Here is a 21,267-nt window from a genome sequence, read left to right as displayed (position 1 = left end):
GATTGCGCTTCATAATTACTGATTTTTAAAGTATCCATCCTACAAGACTACTTAAATTTCTTGAATATTGGAAATAAATAAAGGCATATTTTTGAGGGATTTTGATAATTAATTGACAAAAAAAAGGGGGATAAATTGTGAAATTTGTCCCCCCTTGCTTATAAACGTTGTCGAATTGTAATTGGAACGAGGTGATAAATCGAGTTAGCAAGAGCCGTATAATTATCGTTATTTTGGAACGATAGCTACTGTAAGTCTCGAGATACAATTTAATTTGTTGAAGCGATCGTACATCTTTATTTCCCAAATATGTGTGGATCGACCAATGTGTATTGGGCTACATTTTGCTGTTATTACGCCGCTACTGACCGGGCGTATGTGATTGGCATTTACTTCAAGTCCCACACCGCGGTATTTTTCAGGGTCAACCACGAGATTGGATGCGATACTTCCCAAAGACTCCGCCAGAACGACAGATGCTCCACCGTGTAAAATACCGTGTGGCTGTTTGACTTTATCTGTTACGGGCATGGTTGCTGTAATGGAGTTGTCGTCTATTTCTGTTGCTTGAATCTCGAGCAGACCCGACAGATATTTATTGAAGAATACGTTAATTTCCTCAATGCTGTAATGCTGAAACCAAATTTTTGACATCGTCTGAGTTTAAATAACGTTCCTGGATAATAATGCGGTGATGATTGAGATGGCCCGCAATGACATACAAAAGCGCTTTTACACTTGTTAGGCGTTCAGATGCCATCCCCTTACGTTCTAATTCCACGTCATTAAAACTGTTGAAAAGCATCATGTTAGCTTTGCGAAGAAAGGTGAATTCTTTGCTTAGGCTTTCTAATGTACGGTCGTTGTAACGGGAATATTGAATGAGATAGTCTTGGTCATATCCGGCAAGCTCTTTAAGATCATTACGTGAAAAACGCAATGCCCGGTAAGCCATGATACGTTCATTATCGATGACGTGGCCAACAACTTCTTTGATGGTCCACTTATCCTCGGCGTATTTAAAATTACCTCTTTCCTCAGGAATCGTGTCCAGAAATGCTGGAAAGGAGAGCGTTTGTTCTTCTAGTGCATCAAACACGTTATCGACGACAGTTTCAATATAAGGCGCGTAAACTGCTGGATATTCGTCAGATTTGAGTGGCTTCATATTTTAAATTGCTTTTTAAGATTATTCGAAATGTTGTTCCTTTACCTACTTCAGATTCTTTTACAAAAATTTGTCCTTGGTGATACCGCACCATTCTTTTTGTCAGACTAAGGCCAAGCCCCCAACCTCTTTTTCGTGTTGTGAACCCCGGCTGGAAAACAGATTCAAAATTAGATCTCGGAATTCCTTTGCCCGTATCACTAATGTCTATAAAAATTTCTTCTTTCGCAATATTTTCTGAAATATTAACAGTTATCTTTCCTTCTGTGCCAATGGCGTTTACTCCGTTTTTCAATAAATTTTCGATAATCCAATCAAAGAGTGGAATATTGAGCTGTGCTTCAAGATGCCTGTCGCCTTTTAATTCGAAAGTAATTTTATTACTGGTTCGTATACGAAAATAGTCCATGTAATTTTTGATGACATCATAGAGGTTATGGTTGGTCAGTACGGGAGTAGATCCTATTTTGGAGAAGCGGTCAGCGACGATTTCAAGTCGTTTAATGTCATTTTCCATTTCATTTAGCGTGTCATCGTCTTCGGCATCAAATTTTATGCGAATCAATTCTAACCAGCCCATCAGCGACGAAATAGGGGTGCCCAACTGATGAGCCGCTTCTTTGGTTAATCCGACCCAAACTAGATTTTGTTCAGATTTTCGGATGGAGTTGAAAACCGTATAGGCAATAATGAGAAAGAGGGCAATCAATGATAATTGTACATAAGGAAACACTCTCAACTGTTGCAAAAACCACGAATCCTTATAATAAACATGCCATTTTTGTCCATTTTCCAATTCCAATGTAATCGGAGGATGGCTCTTCTTCATAAACGCAAGCTGCTTTTGAAAATATGCCGGATCATAATCGAGATGTTTTGTAACACTGTCGTTGTGTCCGGGTTTAATATTTGTCTTTGTGGAGTCGAGGTTACGCCAGAAGATAATGTCTTCCTTATCGTCAGTAATAATTGCTGGTAAATTGAGACTGTCTCTTACGGCGTAAATAAACGTAATGAATTCATCATCAACGTCGGGCATGGTCATGATATTTTTGGTACTCATGGCCCATACCTCAGCCTTTGAACGTTCGGCATGCGCAAGATTTCGAACGAGGTAATTGGTATAAACCAAAGAGGCGACAGCAATGACTGCTGCAAAGATAAGCAAGATAAATTTCCAGCGTTGCTGGCTAATCTGATAGGGTTTCATGATTACGTATTCGTGTCCTTCATTTGCAAATTACTGAATAAATGTCTGTTTTCTGCACTTTTATTTCATTGAAGAAGTTAACGTACCATCCAAATCAAAAATTTTGTGGTAATTTTGCGGCATGAGTTCAGAAAGAAAAGTAAGAGTGCGTTTTGCACCGAGCCCGACAGGTGGTCTTCACCTTGGTGGGGTACGTACAGCTTTGTTTAATTTTCTCTATGCGCGTCAGCATCAGGGAGATTTTATTTTACGTGTCGAGGATACGGACCAAACTCGTTTTGTCCCAGGTGCTGAGGAGTATATCAACGAATGTTTAGCATGGTGTGGTCTTTCTCCAGATGAAAGCCCGTTAAAAGGGGGCGAGTACGGACCTTACCGTCAAAGTGAGCGAAAACCATCTTACCGGAAATATGCTGAGCAGTTGATCGAGAATGGTTATGCTTATTATGCATTTGATACTGCAGAGGAATTGGATGAGCAACGTAAGTTGCAGCCTAATTTTCGCTATAGCCACGAAAATAGACTTCAATTGCGTAATTCATTGAGTCTGTCTGAGACTGAAACTCAACAATTATTGGACGCGGGGACTCCGCACACCATTCGTATAAAAATTCCTACCGATGAAACGGTAACATTCACGGATATGATCCGTGGAAAGGTTGCTTTTGATACCAATCTTGTCGATGACAAGGTGTTGCTTAAAGCAGATGGCATGCCGACTTATCATCTGGCAGTTGTTGTAGATGATAAAGCTATGGAAATATCACATGTATTCCGTGGTGAGGAGTGGCTGCCTTCGGCGCCCATCCATATTTTATTGTGGGAATACCTCGGCTGGGGCGATAGCATGCCCGACTGGGCACACCTTCCATTGATCCTTAAACCAGATGGAAACGGTAAATTAAGTAAGCGCGATGGCGATCGCTTGGGCTTCCCTGTTTATGCAATGAACTGGACTGATGCGAAATCTGGTGATACAACAAAAGGATTCCGTGAGATGGGCTTCCTGCCGGAAGCGTTTGTCAATATGCTTGGCGTGTTGGGCTGGAACGATGGAACTGAACAGGAGATTTTCTCCTTAGATGAATTGATCCAGAAATTTGGTGTTGACCGTATCAGTAAAGCTGGGGCAAAATTTGATTTTGAAAAAGCAAAATGGTTCAACCATGAATGGATTAAACGCACGTCGACAGAATCTCTATTGCCGCAGATCAAAACAGTCTTGGAACACCATCAGGTAGAAGCCGATGCCGCTTATGTGAGTAGGGTATTGGATGCCGTGAAAGAACGTTTAACCTTTGTTGAAGACTTTTGGACTCAGGCGTCCTTCTTCTTTTCGCAGCCTGCGGAATATGATTTGAGCGCGGTAAAACCTAAATGGTCTGCTGAGAAAACTGCATTTTTTGAGGATATTAACCAATCATTCGAAGGATTTAATACCTGGAAGGCTGCTGAATTGGAACCCTTCTTCAAAGATGCGATTCAGGCATCGGGAATGAAGATGGGCGAGCTTATGATGCCATTCCGGATTATGCTGGTAGGGGGTAAGTTTGGACCAGATGTATTTCAGATTGTTGAATTACTTGGTCAACAAGAGGTCATAGCGCGTGTGAAAAAAGCACTTAAAGAATTCGATGCTTAAATAAATTAAGTACAAGATACCGAAAAGGGGTTGTCTGCATTGCTATGCAAATAGCCCCTTTTTTCTGAACGAGGCTGTTTTATTGATTCCTGTTGTTTTTATCAAGTCATCAATGCGCGATTAAGTCATCAATGCGCGCGCGATACGCGGTTGATTAGCCAAAAAGAATCTTCCGTTCGGGTTCTTAACTGTTGTTGCTCGCGAAATCATGGAGCTTGTCTATAGGGGGGAGCGGCCTCATTTACAAGTATGGTATCCTTAGGCGCATGAAAAGTGTTTTGGCTGGGCCGAATAAAAATATAAGCCCCGTTATTAGTATTCCTAGTATCCCTAGATAAGTAAATATCTCCATGTTACTGATTAACGTTGCTTGCTGACTTAGGGTTCCCGAAATACTTTTGCTGGCAATACGGCTTGCTATCTGATCGCCATATATTCCGGCATATTTCTCCATTAATGTATCCCAATAGTTTATTGTTAAGGTATTGCTTGTATTCAATGTTTGTTCGAGTTGAATATAATGTTTTTGATTTAGTACATAACTGACGTTTTGGATAAGAGCAAATCCGACATTCGTACTCCAGAACCGAGCTGTTGTGCCCATAAGACCTGCATTGCCAACGTGATGGGATTCGACACCAGTCAAGATATAGATAACAAGCGGTGTAAAGAGCCATCCCTGACCTATTCCTTGAATAAACAAAGGAAGACCGATTGCCCAAATTGTGGTGTCAGGGTAAAATGTGGGTACAAATAGAAAACATGAGGTCGCCAAAATCAAAAAGCCGAAACCAAAGATATATTTAGGAGATACATCGCGCAGGAGTAAAAAACCTGAACTACCGACACCCAGTATTGTGCCAAACACGTTGATGTACTGTACATCAATAATATAATGCCAGGGCCACTTCCAAACTGTAGCCATTACAGTATAAACATTATTGAGGCAGCTACGAATAATATAAAACAGAAAAAACAGGGTAACACCAAAGATCACATTTTTGTATCTCAAGATCTCAAAATGAAAAAGGGGTCTTTTGACCGTCTTTTGTTTAATCATAAAGAGTGCGCCGAAAATAAGGGAAAGGGCGAAGTTTATGGTGATATTGGCGTGTTCAAACCAATAGTATTTGCGACCATAAATTAAGACATAAGCTCCACAGCTCAATGATATCAATAAAAACAAGCAACTTGCCAGATCTAATTGATAGAGGGGGAATTTTTTACCCAAGCGATTATTGTTAAGTAAGAGCAAAGCTATTGCAATCACAATCAAATGCCAATAGAGCACGACGTGGATCATATCTTGCCATCCATAATCCATAATACTTTCTTTGAGTAAGGAGGTCGTTAAAGTTGATCCCGTAAGCATAAAGGTGTACAGGAAAAAATAAGCAATCGTACGGCTTTTGGCATGCCTAATCTGCATCATAAGCAAGGGAAGAAAGCAAGCTCCTTCCAATACACAGAAAATACCTTCGACCACGCGTAGAATGCCAATAAGAAATGGATCTCTTGTCAGCGAAATACCTAGTAGGATCAAAATGGAAAGACTGCAGGTCAAAAGAATATATGTTCTAACTCTGAAGAAGGAAAATAGCCGCTGAAATAGAAGTAAAGCAACGACTATGGCACCATACATCAAGGACAGAAAATACTGAATATCCTCGGCTTCGATATCCAGTGCCGAAGCGGTAAATGCTGTATTGGAATGGAAGAGCGACATTAACATGAGATGTGGGAACATCGCTAATATCATTAGCGGAAGTTTTATCCATTCGGGCACCCAGCTATAGTATAAAGATTTATTCATACGCATGATAATTAGGATTGATGGGTAGCATGGATAACCACATTCATACCGGCACGCAATTTCTTAAGATCCTGTTTTGGATCAAATACAATTTTAATAGGAATCCGTTGTTCAATCTTTACGAAATTTCCGGTTGCATTGTCTTGAGGTATCACGGAAAATTTGGAACCTGATGCTGGGGAAAAAGAATGAATTTTTCCTTTAAAACTAAGTTTGGGAAAAGCATCAACCTGTATCGTGACTACAGTACCTTCTGAAAGGTTTTCGAGTTGAGTCTCTCTAAAATTAGCGTTGATCCATTTTTCCTCGCTAATGACGTTGGCTAGTGTCTGGCCTTCCTTTACAAATTGTCCTGGTTGGATCGTTCGTTTGCCAACAAAGCCATCGTAGGGAGCGGTTACTACGGTATAGGAGAGAAAAAGCTGTGCATTTGTTTTCGCAGCCTTTTTGATATTGATATTAGCTCTTGCCGGCAATTCGTTGGCTTTTTCTTTGCTGCTGTTCAGTTGAGCTGAATTATATTCTTCCGTAATGGCGTGCAATTGCGCCAATGCGATATCGTATGCTGCTTTGGCATTATCGTACTGCTGTTTGGTGGCAGCCTCAGCTTCAAATAAATTCTTGAACCGATTGTAATCCTGTTGGGTCTGCCATACACTTACTTTTGCAGCCTCTAATCTTGCCTTTTGAACCGAAATACTATTAGCTGCCGCATCGGCTGTTTTGCTGAGAACCTCGGCATTTCTCTCACTACTTTGGAGTTCGGCATTCGCCATATCCACCTTGGTTTGATACTCGCTCGCGTCTATAATAAGCAGCGTGTCGCCTTGATGAACATATTGATTTTCCTCAAATCGTACCTCTTTAATAAAACCAGCGATTCTACTGGCAATGGGTGTTACATATTGATCAATTTGAGCGTCATTTGTCGTGACATACTGATTAGTAAAAATGAGGTGTCTGACTAAGACGCCAATACCGGTCAATAATAATAGGCTGGCAAATATGACGAGCACTTTATTAAATCCGTTTGTTTTGTCTTTTTTATCTTCTTTATTCATTGTTGTTTAATTGCGCGTTTTTCAATTGTGTGCTTTGCCTGTGCTTATTACTTTGTACGTGCCTATAAAGTGTCAATAGACGTATCCATTTACCTTAAAATCATCAAAGCTTCCAGCTCAAAAAGTCTCGGAGCCATTCTTCCAGTTCAGCTATGCTGTACTCGGAGGAGCAATCTTTCTGGTTTTGTATTTGACTTAAACAGGAGTACTCGGAATACGAGCAAATTTCCTCTGAGCACATGAGCCTATGGCTGTACAAAGATACTGTGAGATAGAAACGTTTTGTTTTGTATAGTCGGACGAATATATGTTCATTTGCGCCATGTTGTAGGAAAAGTGTAATTTTAAGTTATGGAAGAGGAAAAACTGGCAGCTATTGATGCTGATCAATATGATTTTTATATAGACCACATGTATGTCGATCGTATCGATTCTCGTGAGTATAAACATAAAAAGGCACGGTTGCTCTATGCCGAAGGTGGAATTGTTCATGTGTTTACGGCAACGAAGCACTGGTACTTACCGGCAAGATTTTACATGTGGATTCCGGCAAATACAACCTATCATCTGGAAAGCACAAGCTCCCGTATCCCGCTATATAGTTTTTATTTCAAGGAGCGGCAGCAGATGCCGTCCGTACTTTCAGTACCGAATATATTTCTTAGCAATGATCTGGTGCGTGAAATGTTTTTATTTGCTCAGGATTGGAGCGGAGGGGTCAGTAAAACGGCCGATTATTCAAAATACTGTCTCTTGCGCGCGATGATGGCTATCATTCCGGATACAAGTTCACCAATAGATGCTTTCCCGATGCAGCATCCCTATCCTAAAAGTGAGAAACTCAGGAGTGTGGCTAGATATCTGAACAGCAACATTGATCAGGCCTTTACCATAGAACAGATTGCGGCTCGCTTTGGAATGAGTAGCCGCTCGTTGTCCAGACTTTTCAAAGACGATATGGGCATCAGTTATATTCGGTTTTTAAGAGCCATACGAATTGCAAAAGCTTTGGAGCTGATGTCCGAGAATAGCTATTCCATTCTAGAAATAGCTATGCGCGTGGGATACAACGAGCTGTCTTCTTTTAGTAATATTTTTACGCGTGTAACGGGTATCCGTCCATCGATATATATGGCGAAGATTAATGAATATAAACAGTAATATTTTATTTAGGCCAAAAGTTCCTGTAGATCTTCCTGAGATAGTGACTTGATAAAGCTTTCCTCTGTCGTGATCAGGCTTTGTGCAATCGATTTCTTTTTATTCTGTAAAGCCAGTATCTTTTCTTCGACGGTATCTTTACTGATAAATTTATAGATAAATACATTGCGCGTTTGACCGATGCGGTGTGAACGGTCTACGGCCTGTTGTTCCACAGCTGGATTCCACCACGGATCCAGAATAAAAACATAGTCCGCTTCAATCAGATTGAGTCCCACCCCACCTGCTTTTATCGATATAAGGAATAACTTAGTATCGTTGTTTTTACGAAATTGGCTAACGGCTTCATCCCGATTCTTTGTGCCGCCATCCAGGTAGGCATAATTTATTCCTTTATTATCGAAATACTGACGGAAGATATTGAGCTGTTTTACGAACTGGGAGAAAATCAGTACTTTGTTTCCCCTTTGCATGACCATTTCAAGCGTTTCAATGACAGCGTCGAACTTGCCGGAAGCACCCGAGAACTTCTCATCCACCATTCGGGGATGATTGGCTAATTGTCGGAGCTTTGTCAAGCCCTGCAACAGCGCAATTTGGGTAGATTTTGGCTTGCTGTCCAATTGTCCGTCAAGAATGGCATTGCGATATTCAGATTTGACTTTTTCGTACAACTCGGATTGTTTTTCAGTCATTTCACAATAAAGTACCTGTTCAGTTTTTGGCGGTAATTCTGTTGCCACCTGATCTTTTGTACGTCTTAATATAAAAGGTTTGACAATCGCTTGAAGACGCTGCGCCTTTTCTTCATCTTTTTTCTTTTCTATGGGCTGTACAAATTCCTTCTGAAAATAGGTATAGCTTCCTAGTAATCCTGGATTGGTGAAGTGCATCTGTGCCCAAAGATCCGAAACGGAATTTTCTACAGGAGTTCCACTCAAGGCCAATTTGTTTTTGCTTTTTAGGCTTTTGATGGCTTTAAACGATTTGGAAGTTGGGTTTTTGATATTCTGGCTCTCATCGAGGATAATGTAATTAAAATAAAAGCCACTCAAGGTTTCTTCATCAATACGGGCAATCCCGTAGGTAGTAATGACCAGATCATATTTAGCGAAAAGCGAGGCATCTTTAATGCGGTTGTTTCCGGTATGAAGGTGAATATTAAGCTGTGGCGCAAATTGCTGTGCTTCTTTTTGCCAGTTGTATACCAATGATGTTGGCAAGACCAAAAGTGAGGTACGGACATCCTGTTCGTCTTGGAGTTGTTCTTTTTGCTGTTGCAATAACGCTAAAGTCTGTATGGTTTTACCTAAACCCATATCATCCGCCAGACAGCCGCCAAATTTATACTGCTTCAAAAAATTAAACCAATTGTATCCTGCTTTTTGGTATGGACGAAGATTTCCCTTGAAATGTTTTGGTTCGGGAATATCAGCAATCTCTTCAAAGTTGGCTAGATTCTGTAGTTTTCGTGTAAATACCAGTTTTGTATGCTCACTAATTTCAAAGAGTAGACCAATATGTACCTTATTTAGTTTGAGCTCATGTCGGTCTGCAGAAAATTGGAAGAGATGGTTGTATTTTGCAAACCATTCTTCCGGAATCATGGCAATTTCTCCATTTGGTAAGGTGAATTCCTTAATATTATTAAGGATATGGTTGCGCAGCTGAATAAATGGAATCTCATAAGGCCCAAATTTTGCGATAGCACTTATATCAAACCAATCATTGTCTTCATCAATGGAGATATCTAAGGAGGTGTGTCCTATGAAGAAGCGTTTTTCTTCACTATTTTGTATAATGTGGAATCCAAGAGCCTCCAGTTGTTCTTGATGGTTGTTCATCCAGTCAAATACTGAAAGCCGTTTTCCAGTTTGGTTTGCTGGCGTTAATAAGCCGAGTTGGAGATCAACATCCTGTAGTCCCAATTTTTTTAAGCTTTCATGTTGTTGTTCTTCCCATTGCAACGATCGTTTGACACGGTGGAATATATATTGATCATCTTGCGCATTATATTCCATACGAACAGTAACTTTATTCTCGGCTCCCGCGGTAAAGGTATGCGGTCCGTACTTGAATTGCAGTTGTAGTTGCGAGGCTCCATCCTCGACATAAATCAAATGGAGGAGTGGAATTGCTTGGTGCTGGTGGGTCTGAATTTCAAATCCTTCGGCATAGACATGATAACGTTCAATCAGTCCACATACAAAGGTTTCGAAATATTTTTTTTCAGTGCTTCTACCGACAGAAATGTAACGTTTATTCAGGAAAGGGCTGAGCTTCTTGCCCTCAAGGGCCTGATCGAAATAATATAGGGTATTGTTTAAAAGTAACCATGCTTGTACATTGGTCAAGACAATGGCATTTTTGAACATAAACTCCAGACGCTGATTTTCGTATTTGATTGTCGGGAAATAACGTGTTTCTTCTTCGTTTCGTCGAAAATGAAATAGAATCGATGCCGCAGAGGTTGCCAATTTAATTTCTTGATCTGCTGGATAACCATCTTTGCTCATCATGAAAAGTGGTTTGTCTCCAACAGCTTCAAAAAATTGGATCATTTTTTCATCTATTTTAGGCCGAAGAAGTTCATACAACTTTTTATCGAAAACTTTGGAAAAGAAATCGACAGGTCTAATTGCTTTTTTATAGTATTTTTTGATGAGATGCGTTTGTTCGATTTCATCGAGCAATCGAATCAGTTTGTAATCTACTTCATCCAATTCCGCGGCGTAAGCATCGACAGTATTGCTAAATATACGCTGATAACGTAGTGAGTAAGTCCCGTTGGGATTGAGTTTGACCATGTGTGGCTCAATAAGATAGCCAAGATAGGGGTGCTCACATATAGAATAAACGATTTTATATACTGGAAATGACTTTGACTGTTGCATTAAAAATAGCGGACCTTATAAATAAAGGTTTCTAATATACAATAAAATATACCATAAATCGCAATTTGCACGTTGAAATTTTAAAAAATCGATTCCAAGGGATAGCCTCGTTAAGATGCTGTACTAACCTTCATTATGAAGTTGTTCACAGGTATCGTTAAATACCAAAGATAACAGGTCGTCCTTCACGGCTTGATTTACCTGAATTGAAAATTTGGGTTGTAATTAGCCTGACTCGCTATAGGATTAAAAATCTAATAGTTTCCTTCAAAGACAAATTGTGCTGGACCTTTTAAGAATACCTCTGAGAAATGGGAGTCCTTCTTATGGAATGAAATATAAAGCTGCCCTCCTAATACGCGGATAGGAATAGTGATATCACCTTCTAAATTTTGCTGCAGGGCAACAGCCATCGCTGCTGCAGTTGCTCCAGTGCCGCAGGCATAGGTTTCATCTTCAACACCGCGCTCAAAAGTACGGAGGAAATAACCATCTCCTTCCGCTTCAATGAAATTTACATTGATGCCTTCTTTTTCATAAGTAGCATTGTTGCGAATTGCGTAGCCATCTTGGAAGACATTTTTATCCTGCAGATTTTTTACAAACTCAACATAATGTGGAGACCCCGTTTGTAATACATAAGCTTCACCATCACGTGTATAATCTTGTACATCGATCATTTGCAGATTGACAAGGTCTGCTGCTAGCGAGGCATGGTGTATGCCGTCTACTGCCAAAAAGACAGTTTTGTCAGTAATGATGCCTAAGTCGCGTGCAAAAGCGACGATACAACGGCCCCCGTTACCACACATGCTGCCTTCTCTGCCGTCGGCATTATAATAAATCATCTCAAAATCGTAATTTTCCTTGTTTTGAAGCAGCATTAAGCCATCGGCACCAATGCCAAACCGACGGTTACAGAGCTTTTCTACCAATGCTTCATCTGCGCGGTCAAATGCACTGTCGCGGTTGTCTACTAAAATGAAGTCATTTCCTGCGCCCTGATATTTTGAAAATCTTACTTTTGATGCCATTACGTTGATTTGTAGTAACAAAAATACGTTTTTTTGTTACAAAAAACCGGGTAAAAGTTAAGATTTGTTAAAATGATTGCATTTGTCTAGCAATTAACATTTTTTAACGTGTCGGATTTTCCGAAGGCCTTGAAATGGTATTACATTTGAACATATCCGAATAAAATCGGTAATTTTAGGAGCAAAAGTTATCAGCATATATTAGGACATTTTAAAATAGAAATAAGTTTATGAATAAGGTCGGTTTAACGCTATTAACGGCTGTTTTCGGTGGAGCGGTAGCATTAGGTGGTTACAAGCTTATTGAGAATAAGAAGTTGGATGGTATGTCTTTCGAAGACAAACAAAAAGTTTATTTTGCAAACAATCCTACAGGAGTTATGTCTTCAACAGGCAATCCTGATTTCACCCAGGCTGCAGCAATAGTGTCGCCAGGTGTAGTGCATATTAAGACAACCTATAGCCGTAAAGGATCACAGCAATCGCAAGGTTCTCCGTTCGATATGTTTGAAGAGTTTTTTGGCATGCCACAAGGTGGTGGACGTCGTCAAATGCAGGCGCAACCTGTGCAGGCATCCGGATCAGGTGTAATTATCTCGGATGATGGTTATATTGTAACGAATAACCACGTCGTAGAAGATGCAGATAAAATTGAAGTCGTATTAACAGACAAACGTACGTTTGAAGCCAAATTGATCGGACGTGATCCGAATACAGATTTAGCCCTGTTGAAAGTGTCAGGCAAGGGGCTTCCTGTGGTTAAATTAGGTAACTCAGATAATGTCAATGTCGGTGAATGGGTGTTGGCTTTTGGATACCCGCTAGGGCTTCAATCTACAGTTACCGCAGGTATCATTAGTGCAAAGGGGCGTCAGATCGGTATTCTGAGTGAAGGTCAGCAACAACGTGGTAATCCATTTGGTGGTGGACAGGATCAAATCCCGGTGAGTTCAGCGATAGAATCCTTTATTCAAACAGATGCTGTTATCAATAAAGGAAATAGTGGTGGTGCGTTGACGAATGCTTCGGGAGAATTGATTGGTATTAACTCTGCTATCGCTTCTCCGACAGGAACCTATGCGGGTTATGGTTTTGCGATTCCGGTCAATTTGGTGAAAAAGATTGTCGATGACTTTGTCGAATACGGTAATGTAAAACGCGGTTATATCGGTGTTACCTATACCGAAATAACACCTGAACTTGCTAAAGAGAAAGGTTTTACAGATGTTGATGGCTTGTATGTTCAAGACGTTGTAGCTGGTGGTGCCGCAGAGGCTGCAGGTGTTAAAAAAGGAGATATCCTGACCAAGATTAATGGAAAAGTGATCACAGGTTCACCTGTCTTAAGTGAAACTATAGGTCGTGCGCGTCCTGGAGATAAGGTCAATGTCACCTACAAACGTGATGGTAAGGAAAAACAAGTAACCATGACATTGAAAGGGGAAGAATCCTTGAAGACCGCAAATACCGGCGGTAAAGCTTCTAAAAGTGCAACGGAGATTTACAATAAATTGGGTGCAAGCTTTATTCCTGCTTCAGCTCAGAAGAAAAAAGAGCTGGGTGTCAACTCTGGAGTTGTTGTGACCCAAGTGAATCGTGGTGGCATCTTTGATTACTTCGGTGTAGAGCGTGGATTGGTCATTACTGAGGTTAATGGAAAAGCTGTAAATACAGTAGACGATGTTGAAACTGCGCTTGGCGCAACACAACGTAATATTGTGCGATTGAAAGGGGTATCTCCTCAAGGTGGTGCTGTTCAATTGAGCTTCCCAGTAGAATATTAAGCGTTGAATTAAGAATTGGTTGATTAATATAGTTTAGGTGGTTCTAACCGTAAGGTTAGGCCACCTTTTTTTTCTGAAAGTGTCTGATCTTATTGGCCAGAAAGAACCTTCAGTTTGCTTTCATTGCTGTTGGTGGCTGCGAAGTCATGAAGGTTTTATCCTTTGTATTATGATCACGTTTTTTCATTAAGGGAGTAATGAACTCGCTATGCTTGGTTTACTAAGCATTGTTTAATTTCATTGGCTTTAATGAACTCAGTTATTGGTCAGAATGATTTTTAGGCGGGTTTTTTCCGCTGTTTTTGTATGCGAAATCAGGAAAATTTGGTGGAAATGTTATGTCACTTGGTAACATGTAGGTCAATTTTAAGCTGGTTGTTTCCTTAATAATTTTAGTTTAGCTATTTTGCGGAATGAAGTGCCAAAACAGCTCCAGTATTTTTATGCTGAGCCGGTTTGGCCTGGTGATTTATTAGATATTTTGCTATTGGCAAATGTGAGAACCTGATTGTGTGAGCTAATAAAGTTCTTTACTTTGTTTCGTTGGATCGCAGAACGGTATTACTCTTGTTTGATAGTTTTTTTTAATTATAGAGATGAAAATTTTAATGGTTTGTTTGGGCAATATCTGTCGTTCGCCCCTTGCACATGGTATATTAAAACAAAAAGTTGCGGATAATCAATTAAATTGGGTCGTTGAGTCGGCGGGTACAGGTGACTGGCACATTGGTGAAGCACCCGACCGTAGGGCGATAGCCATTGCAAAGAAGTATGGTGTCGATATTTCCGGTCAGCGGGCCCGACATTTCAAGCCGAATTTTTTTGCCGAATATGATCTTATATTTGTGATGGATAGACAAAATTATGAAGATGTATGCGCTCAGGTGATTGATAAGGAAGACCTGAACAAAGTGAAATTGTTTTTAGGAGATGATGTTGTTCCCGATCCGTATTTTGACGATAATTTGTTCGATCCAGTTTTTCAGATGATTGATCAGCGCTGTGCAGAGGTTATTGCAAAAGGAGGGAATCTAACGGCATAAGTGTATTTATATCTTAGTTTGTTTAAAACAAAAAAATGAAGGCAGCAGAAGTAAATAAGAAGTGGAGCATTCTACAGGATGAAATTGCTTCACTATTCGATATGGAAAAGCCGGACATCAAAGTCTGTTTATTCCTCATTGGTGTTCAGGAATTGGGTAAAGGTGCTCAAAAGTTCTCAAAACGGGAAAAAGAAGAATTGATGCACATTGCGACCTGTCGTCTTTTCAGTGCAATGGGATTTTATAATCTGAAAGGTCTGGATGAAGAGGGGTGGCCACATTGGGAATTGGTAAAACCTATTCCTAACTATACGCTTTTGGAACAAGAACTGATTATGAAGTCCTTGATCATAAATTATTTTGAGGAATTAAACGTTATCTAGAAGATAGCACAATTGAAAAAATTGGAAGTTCTAATTGGGAGCATATAATTATTAACAGATGAAATTTTTAAAGGCTAGTTTAATAGCAGTATTCTGCTTTCTGCAGGTTTTGGCATTTGCGGCTAAACCCGAGTTTAAATATGTACAGATCGTTACTGACAAGGGGACCTGTGTGCTGCGGTTGTATAATGAGACACCTAAACATCGGGATAACTTTGTCAAATTGGCAAAAAGTAAATATTACGACGGGACTTTGTTCCATCGTGTCATCCAGAATTTTATGATTCAGGGTGGTGATCCTGATTCAAGAAATGCCGTTGGCGGCGCTCAATTGGGTAATGGAGGACCAGGGTATACAATTCCTGCAGAGATTCAGGATGGTTTATTCCATAAAAAAGGTACTATCGGAGCGGCTCGAGATAATAATCCCGCAAAGGCTTCTTCAGGTTCTCAATTTTATCTCGTTCAGGGAAAGGTATTCACCCCTGAAGACCTCGATCGTTTGGAGCAAACACGAATGAACGGTAAGAAATTTTCGGAAGTGCAACGTCAGGCGTATACGACTATTGGTGGCGCTCCGCATTTGGATTGGAATTATACCGTATTTGGTGAGCTGGTCAAAGGCGTGGATGTCATCGATCAGATTGCAGCTGTGAAAACCGATAAGCACGATAGGCCAGAAGTCGACCAAAAAATGAGCATGCACGTGCTCACAAGACGAGAAGCGTTAAACCTGGAGCGAGAACTAAAAGGTCTAAAACCTCAGACGGGTATCTTTTCTAAAATCGGTGATTTGTTCTCTTCCAAGGATTATTAATGTGTTTAAGAAGTCGCAAATCAGGGGTTGAAGAGCTTTTTCCCTTATTATTTAGCATCTCAATATTCAAAAAATGAAAATAGTAACCTATAATGTGAATGGTTTACGTGCAGCCTTGAAGAAAGATTGGTTAGGCTGGTTGAAAACTGTAAATGCAGATGTCATCTGTCTTCAGGAGATTAAAGCTACACCGGATCAAATTCCCGAAATTGCTTTGTTGGAACAGATGGGCTATGAGCATTACTGGTATCCCGCTCAAAAAAAGGGCTATAGCGGAGTCGCCTTGTTTACGCGTATCACACCTAAGCATATTGAGTATGGTTGCGGCCATGAAGATTATGATTTTGAAGGACGTATTATCCGTGCTGATTTTGATCAGGTTTCCGTGATGAGTACCTATTTTCCATCAGGTACGACAGGAGATGTGCGACAAGATTTTAAATACCGTTTTCTGGCGGATTTTCAGTTATATAGCGATAAGCTTTTGGTCGAAAAACCGAATTTGGTCGTTTGTGGTGATTATAATATTTGTCACCGTGCTATTGATATTCACAATCCAAAATCAAATGCAAATTCTTCGGGATTTCTTCCAGAGGAGCGCGAATGGATGGAGAATTTTATTAATTCGGGCTATATCGACTCTTTTCGCCATTTAAATCCGGATCCGCACCATTACAGTTGGTGGAGTTACCGTGCTGGAGCACGTGCGAAAAACCTGGGTTGGCGTATTGATTATAATATGGTTTCAAAGCCTCTGGCAGAGAAAATCAAATCTTCAAGCATAATGCCAGATGCTGTCCATTCCGATCATTGCCCGGTATTGTTGGAGCTTGCCGTCTAATTAGATGGCATCTCACAAAAAAAGGCTTTCATATGCATGAAAGCCTTTTTTTGTGAAGCACGAGGGACATTTATTAACTAATTACTTCCCCTGGCTATGGATAATGGAAAGTTGCTGGGCAACTTTCTCTGCAATCGTTAAAAATGATTTCGTTACAGGGTCTTCGGTATCTATGGCAACTGGGAAACCATTGTCTCCAGCATCAGAAATGCCTTTTAATAAAGGGATTTCACCGAGGAAAGGAACTTTATATTCTTCTGCTAAACGTTTTCCACCGTCTTTACCAAAAATATAGTATTTATTCTCTGGCAGCTCAGCCGGGGTAAAATAGGCCATATTTTCCACGACACCCAATAATGGAATATTGATGCTATCCATTAAGAACATTCCGATTCCTTTGACGGCGTCGGCCAGGGCAACGTGCTGCGGCGTAGTGACAATCACAGCTCCGGCAATAGGGAATGTCTGCGATACGGTGATATGGATGTCACCAGTGCCTGGAGGCATATCAACGACCAAGTAATCCAGTTCGCCCCAATGCGCATCGTTAAAAAGCTGCTTGATTGCGGAGGTGGTCATTGGACCACGCCATGGAATAGGTTGGTTTGGATCGGTGAAAAATCCTATTGAAAGTAATTTCAGCCCAAATTTTTCAAGCGGTTCAATTTTAACCTGTCCGTCTGGCATTTCTACCGAACCTGGCTTAGCGCCTTCCAATCCAAACATAATCGGAAGCGATGGTCCATAGATATCGGCATCTAAAAGTCCTGTTTTAGCACCTTTGGCATGGAGAGCAAGAGCTAGATTGGCGGCAACCGTAGATTTACCAACTCCACCTTTGCCTGAAGATACCAAAATGATATTTTTAATACCCGATACTTGTGCACCTTGCTTCCCAATCACATTGGAAGTCATGTTAATCTGAACTTCGAGATTTTTGTCGATGAAATGGGCTATAGCGTTTCGACAAGCATGCTCAATATGGTCTTTAAGCGGGCAAGCTGGCGTAGTTAAAATGACATCGAAAGAAATTTTTTGGCCTTCGATTTCGATATTTTGAATCATATTCAATGTTACAAGATCCTTTTTCAAATCAGGCTCTTCAACATAGGATAATGCATTTAATACTTGTTCTTTGGTAACCATCTGTTATTCATTTGTAATCACGGATTACAAAACTACTCATTGCAGATCAATTTCATGTCATTTCTTTGTTTTTAATGGGATCTAGAAAGCTGTATTACACCAAAAGGGATGGGACATTAATCTTCCATAGTTCAGGTTCAAAACATGAAGTGAATATTTCTATTCTTTAAACGGACCTAATAGGGACCTAATAGGGACCTGATAGGGACCTCATTCGGATGAATCCCTATAAAATAAGTTGTAAATTCCTGCTAGAAAATAAGCTTACAGGAAGTTGTCATGCCATTGGTCGGAATGGTTTTTATCATTTTTATCCGTCTATGTGTGCTTAGAAAAACTTCATGTATATTTCCTCAATAAATAAATTCCTCAATAGGCAGAGGAGAGATCGATAAATTACGTATATATGCCACGCAATTAAATTGCATATAAAAGCTAATTTATCTAAGTTTGACTGTTGATATGCACGAATTTGCATTAAGTAATAATTATGTCCAATCGATTTATAACATCTTTTAAGTCCCGCAAGTGGCGATGGCTTTATATTGCGCTAGCTGCTATGCTGATTTTGGCTATTGCAGTTGGTACCTATGCTTATCAGAAAAGAGATGCCATGCTCATGGGAGCAATCAACAAAGCGAAAGCAAAATTGCTTGAAAAGTATGATATGGAATTGAAGATCCAATATTATGCCTTCCAGGGAATTAGTGCAGTACAGTTTAAGAATATACAATTGTTGCCCAGACATCGCGATCAATTGGCACAAATCAATGATCTGACGGTATCTGTAAAATTGTGGCCTTTGCTGTTCGGAGATGTAAAATTGGGGCAGGTTATTTTGGATAATGGGACCGTCTCTCTTGTTAAAAAAGACTCGGTCAGTAACTACGATTTCTTATTCAAGAAACAGAAAAAAGATACCGTAGAAAATGATAACCCAAAACAGAATCTGGCAGCTTTAGCAGATCGATTGTTGAAAAATGTGTTTTTTAAGGTTCCAAATGATCTGGATCTCAAGAATCTTGAGCTTTCCTATCGCGACGACAGCACTTCACAGCGCATTGTCATTCCCTCTGCGGTGATCGACGGTGGAGATATGGAAACGAAGTTCCTGCTAAACGACCATGAAGCGGCCTGGAATCTGACTGGAACAATAGATTCGGATAATCAAGAATGTGACCTTCGTCTTTTTTCTGATAAAAAGGAGGTCAATCTTCCCTTGTTGCAACGCAAATTTGGTCTTGCAGTAAGTTTTGATGAAATATCCTTCCGACTGGACAAGGCGCACAGGAGGAATAAGGAATTGCTGGAATTGCATGGGCAATGGGGCTTTAAAAATTTGAAAGTAAATCACTGGCGTATTTCTAGTAAAGATGTCATCTTTCCTGAAGCTATCATGCAGGGGGCATTGAATATTGGAGCATCATCGATTGAAGTGAGTAAAGAAAGTACCGTACAGGTCAAAGATTTTGTGTTTTCTCCTTATCTCAAGTATGTGCACAAACCAGAAAAAGAACTCTTCCTTGCTATTCACACTGAAAAGATAGCGGCACAGCACTTTTTTGATGCCATGCCAGTTGGATTATTCCCAGGTTTAGACGGTATTCAGGTGGAGGGGCACATTCAATACGATTTAAACTTTGCGCTCGAAATAAAAAAGCCCGAAAAGCTTCTTTTCTCTTCCAAAATGGATGATAGGGATTTAAAAGTCGTTAAATGGGGAGAGGCTGATATTGCGATGCTAAATACGCCTTTCACGTATACAGCTTACGAAGATGGTAAGCCGATGCGGGAGATTGTGGTGGGGCCTCAAAACCCTAATTTTACACCGCTAGATCAAATATCCCGTTATATGCAGATTAGTTTGATCAATACAGAAGACCCCTTTTTCTTTAAACACAAGGGCTTTGAGGAGAAGGCTTTTAAGCTCTCCATTGCTACAAATATCAAGGAAAAAGGGTTTAAGCGCGGGGCGAGTACGATATCTATGCAACTGGTAAAAAATGTTTTTCTAAATCGGAATAAGACCGTTGTGCGGAAGCTGGAAGAAATTTTGCTGGTATGGCTGATGGAGCGTTCACAGCAAGTCAGCAAACAACGCATGTACGAGGTTTACCTGAATGTCATCGAATGGGGGAATAATGTATATGGTATCACCGAAGCTGCGCGTTATTATTTTGGAAAAACACCGGCACAGTTGGGGCTTGGAGAGAGTATATTTTTGTCCAGTATCGTTCCACGACCTAAAAAAGGACTCAACTTTTTTGATTGGACAGGGCACCTGAAAGGGAATATGTTGCGCTATTTTAATACCTATGGTCATATTATGACCAAAACGGGGCAGATTAGTGTGGATTCAACAACTTCAAATTATGGTTTTTATGAAGTTGTTCTGCAACCGCATCTGCGGGCAGCTCGACCAGCTGTGGTAGATTCGGTTGATGTATTTGATATGGGAGATGATCCATTGTTGTTCGATCGTCTCGAAAGTAGCTCTCCTGCCGATCATCTTGAAAGTGTATCTGTTCCAAAGAAGCTAAAACAAATGGATCTAACGGAAAAGAAAGATGAGGAGGCGACTGAACCAGAGAAACCAAAACGATCGCTATTTGACAAGATATTGGGACGTAAAAAAGAAGAAAAACAAAACGACGCACACAAATAGTGTCTGTGACGAAAGAAGGATATTAACATGAAAAAGATAGAAATTGACGGATTGCTTTTCGAACCTTTATTTGAAGAAGAACAAATTCAGAAGCGAGTGCGCCTAATGGGGATTGATATAAGCCGGCGTTATGAACACAAACTGCCTGTTTTTATAGGCGTCTTGAATGGATGTTTTATGTTTATGGCAGATTTGCTTAAGCAAATTGATGTTCCTTGTGAGATGTCCTTTATTAAGTTGGCATCTTATATTGGAACGGGACAATCTGAATTAAACGAGCTTTTAGGACTTGGTATCGACCTTGAAGGCCGTGATGTGATTATTGTAGAAGATATTGTCGACTCCGGGCATTCACTTAAATATACCTTGGATGCAGTAAAAAAATTAAATCCAGCCAGTGTGATTGCCTGTGCACTTTTGGTGAAACCTGAGGCACTGCAGTATCATTTTGAGGAATTAACTTATGTTGGCTTTGAAATAAGTAAGGAATTTGTAGTTGGGTACGGTATGGACTTTAATGGTCTTTGTCGGAATCTCCCCGATATTTATAAAAACGTAGCAATCTAATGTGCTATCAAGTGATCGTTAGATTTTAATGGTAGAAT

General features: G+C 40.2%; 17 protein-coding genes. 9 read left to right on the top strand and 8 right to left on the bottom strand.

Translation table 11 applies throughout. The annotated features are described in order from the left end of the window. Positions 1-228 precede the first annotated feature (228 nt). From AAH582_RS23265 to AAH582_RS23255, 3 genes are read right to left on the bottom strand one after another with little or no spacing between them, the layout of a single operon-like run. Positions 229-654: a hotdog fold thioesterase gene (locus AAH582_RS23265; RefSeq protein ID WP_046673622.1), complete on the bottom strand. Its 426-nt coding sequence runs from the start codon at positions 652-654 to the stop codon at positions 229-231. Further along, positions 620-1,168: a DinB family protein gene (locus AAH582_RS23260; RefSeq protein WP_046673623.1), complete on the bottom strand. Its 549-nt coding sequence runs from the start codon at positions 1,166-1,168 to the stop codon at positions 620-622. The genes AAH582_RS23265 and AAH582_RS23260 overlap by 35 nt, the downstream gene beginning before the upstream one ends. Continuing rightward, on the bottom strand, positions 1,149-2,378 hold the full coding sequence (locus AAH582_RS23255; protein ID WP_046673624.1) for a sensor histidine kinase: 1,230 nt from the start codon (positions 2,376-2,378) through the stop codon (positions 1,149-1,151). Before AAH582_RS23255 ends, AAH582_RS23260 begins: the two co-directional genes overlap by 20 nt. Positions 2,379-2,499: 121 nt before the next feature. Here AAH582_RS23255 and gltX point away from each other — a divergent pair, with 121 nt between their 5' ends. Continuing rightward, a complete protein-coding gene (gene gltX, locus AAH582_RS23250; protein WP_343320736.1) occupies positions 2,500-4,020 on the top strand; it encodes a glutamate--tRNA ligase in 1,521 nt (506 codons plus the stop codon). 241 nt (positions 4,021-4,261) lie between these two features. On the opposite strand, the gene AAH582_RS23245 is transcribed toward gltX, so the two are convergent. Both AAH582_RS23245 and AAH582_RS23240 read right to left on the bottom strand, forming a co-directional pair. Beyond that, entirely contained in the window at positions 4,262-5,833 is a 1,572-nt protein-coding gene (locus tag AAH582_RS23245; RefSeq protein WP_197084016.1) for an MFS transporter, read from the bottom strand. Between the two features lie 11 nt (positions 5,834-5,844). After that, positions 5,845-6,894, bottom strand: a complete 1,050-nt coding sequence (locus AAH582_RS23240) for an HlyD family secretion protein (protein ID WP_343320735.1) — start codon at positions 6,892-6,894, stop codon at positions 5,845-5,847. Between the two features lie 351 nt (positions 6,895-7,245). Between AAH582_RS23240 and AAH582_RS23235 the strand changes: the two genes are divergently transcribed. Further along, positions 7,246-8,055 carry an AraC family transcriptional regulator gene (locus AAH582_RS23235; RefSeq protein ID WP_343320734.1) on the top strand — a complete coding sequence of 270 codons (810 nt, stop codon included), beginning with the start codon at positions 7,246-7,248 and terminating at the stop codon, positions 8,053-8,055. An 8-nt stretch (positions 8,056-8,063) separates the two neighbouring features. Here AAH582_RS23235 and AAH582_RS23230 read toward each other — a convergent pair whose 3' ends face one another. After that, positions 8,064-10,949 (bottom strand): DEAD/DEAH box helicase, encoded by a 2,886-nt coding sequence (locus AAH582_RS23230; protein WP_159333442.1) that lies wholly within the window; start codon positions 10,947-10,949, stop codon positions 8,064-8,066. Between the two features lie 254 nt (positions 10,950-11,203). After that, positions 11,204-11,983, bottom strand: coding sequence for a diaminopimelate epimerase (gene dapF, locus AAH582_RS23225; protein WP_046673631.1), 780 nt, complete (start codon positions 11,981-11,983; stop codon positions 11,204-11,206). A gap of 230 nt (positions 11,984-12,213) precedes the next feature. On the opposite strand from dapF, the gene AAH582_RS23220 reads away from it, so the two are divergent. The 5 genes from AAH582_RS23220 to AAH582_RS23200 all read left to right on the top strand — a co-directional run bounded on the left by AAH582_RS23220 (position 12,214) and on the right by AAH582_RS23200 (position 16,851). After that, on the top strand, positions 12,214-13,767 hold the full coding sequence (locus tag AAH582_RS23220; RefSeq protein WP_046673632.1) for a Do family serine endopeptidase: 1,554 nt from the start codon (positions 12,214-12,216) through the stop codon (positions 13,765-13,767). Positions 13,768-14,363: 596 nt separating this feature from the next. Next, positions 14,364-14,810 carry a low molecular weight protein-tyrosine-phosphatase gene (locus AAH582_RS23215; RefSeq protein WP_046673633.1) on the top strand — a complete coding sequence of 149 codons (447 nt, stop codon included), beginning with the start codon at positions 14,364-14,366 and terminating at the stop codon, positions 14,808-14,810. Between the two features lie 35 nt (positions 14,811-14,845). Then, on the top strand, positions 14,846-15,193 hold the full coding sequence (locus AAH582_RS23210; RefSeq protein ID WP_046673634.1) for a hypothetical protein: 348 nt from the start codon (positions 14,846-14,848) through the stop codon (positions 15,191-15,193). A 58-nt stretch (positions 15,194-15,251) separates the two neighbouring features. Continuing rightward, on the top strand, positions 15,252-16,010 hold the full coding sequence (locus AAH582_RS23205; protein WP_046673635.1) for a peptidylprolyl isomerase: 759 nt from the start codon (positions 15,252-15,254) through the stop codon (positions 16,008-16,010). Between the two features lie 73 nt (positions 16,011-16,083). Beyond that, positions 16,084-16,851 carry an exodeoxyribonuclease III gene (locus AAH582_RS23200; RefSeq protein ID WP_070561278.1) on the top strand — a complete coding sequence of 256 codons (768 nt, stop codon included), beginning with the start codon at positions 16,084-16,086 and terminating at the stop codon, positions 16,849-16,851. Between the two features lie 81 nt (positions 16,852-16,932). Here AAH582_RS23200 and AAH582_RS23195 read toward each other — a convergent pair whose 3' ends face one another. Beyond that, positions 16,933-17,997, bottom strand: coding sequence for an Mrp/NBP35 family ATP-binding protein (locus tag AAH582_RS23195; protein WP_046673637.1), 1,065 nt, complete (start codon positions 17,995-17,997; stop codon positions 16,933-16,935). Positions 17,998-18,487: 490 nt separating this feature from the next. Here AAH582_RS23195 and AAH582_RS23190 point away from each other — a divergent pair, with 490 nt between their 5' ends. Continuing rightward, a complete protein-coding gene (locus AAH582_RS23190) occupies positions 18,488-20,662 on the top strand; it encodes a biosynthetic peptidoglycan transglycosylase (RefSeq protein WP_343320733.1) in 2,175 nt (724 codons plus the stop codon). Positions 20,663-20,689: 27 nt separating this feature from the next. Continuing rightward, positions 20,690-21,229, top strand: a complete 540-nt coding sequence (hpt, locus tag AAH582_RS23185) for a hypoxanthine phosphoribosyltransferase (RefSeq protein ID WP_046673639.1) — start codon at positions 20,690-20,692, stop codon at positions 21,227-21,229. The last annotated feature ends 38 nt before the right edge of the window (positions 21,230-21,267 follow it).

It is taken from the genome of Sphingobacterium multivorum (assembly GCF_039511225.1).
GTDB lineage: Bacteria > Bacteroidota > Bacteroidia > Sphingobacteriales > Sphingobacteriaceae > Sphingobacterium.
Note: the sequence above shows the minus strand (reverse complement) of the source record. Positions and strands in the feature narration are given on the sequence as shown.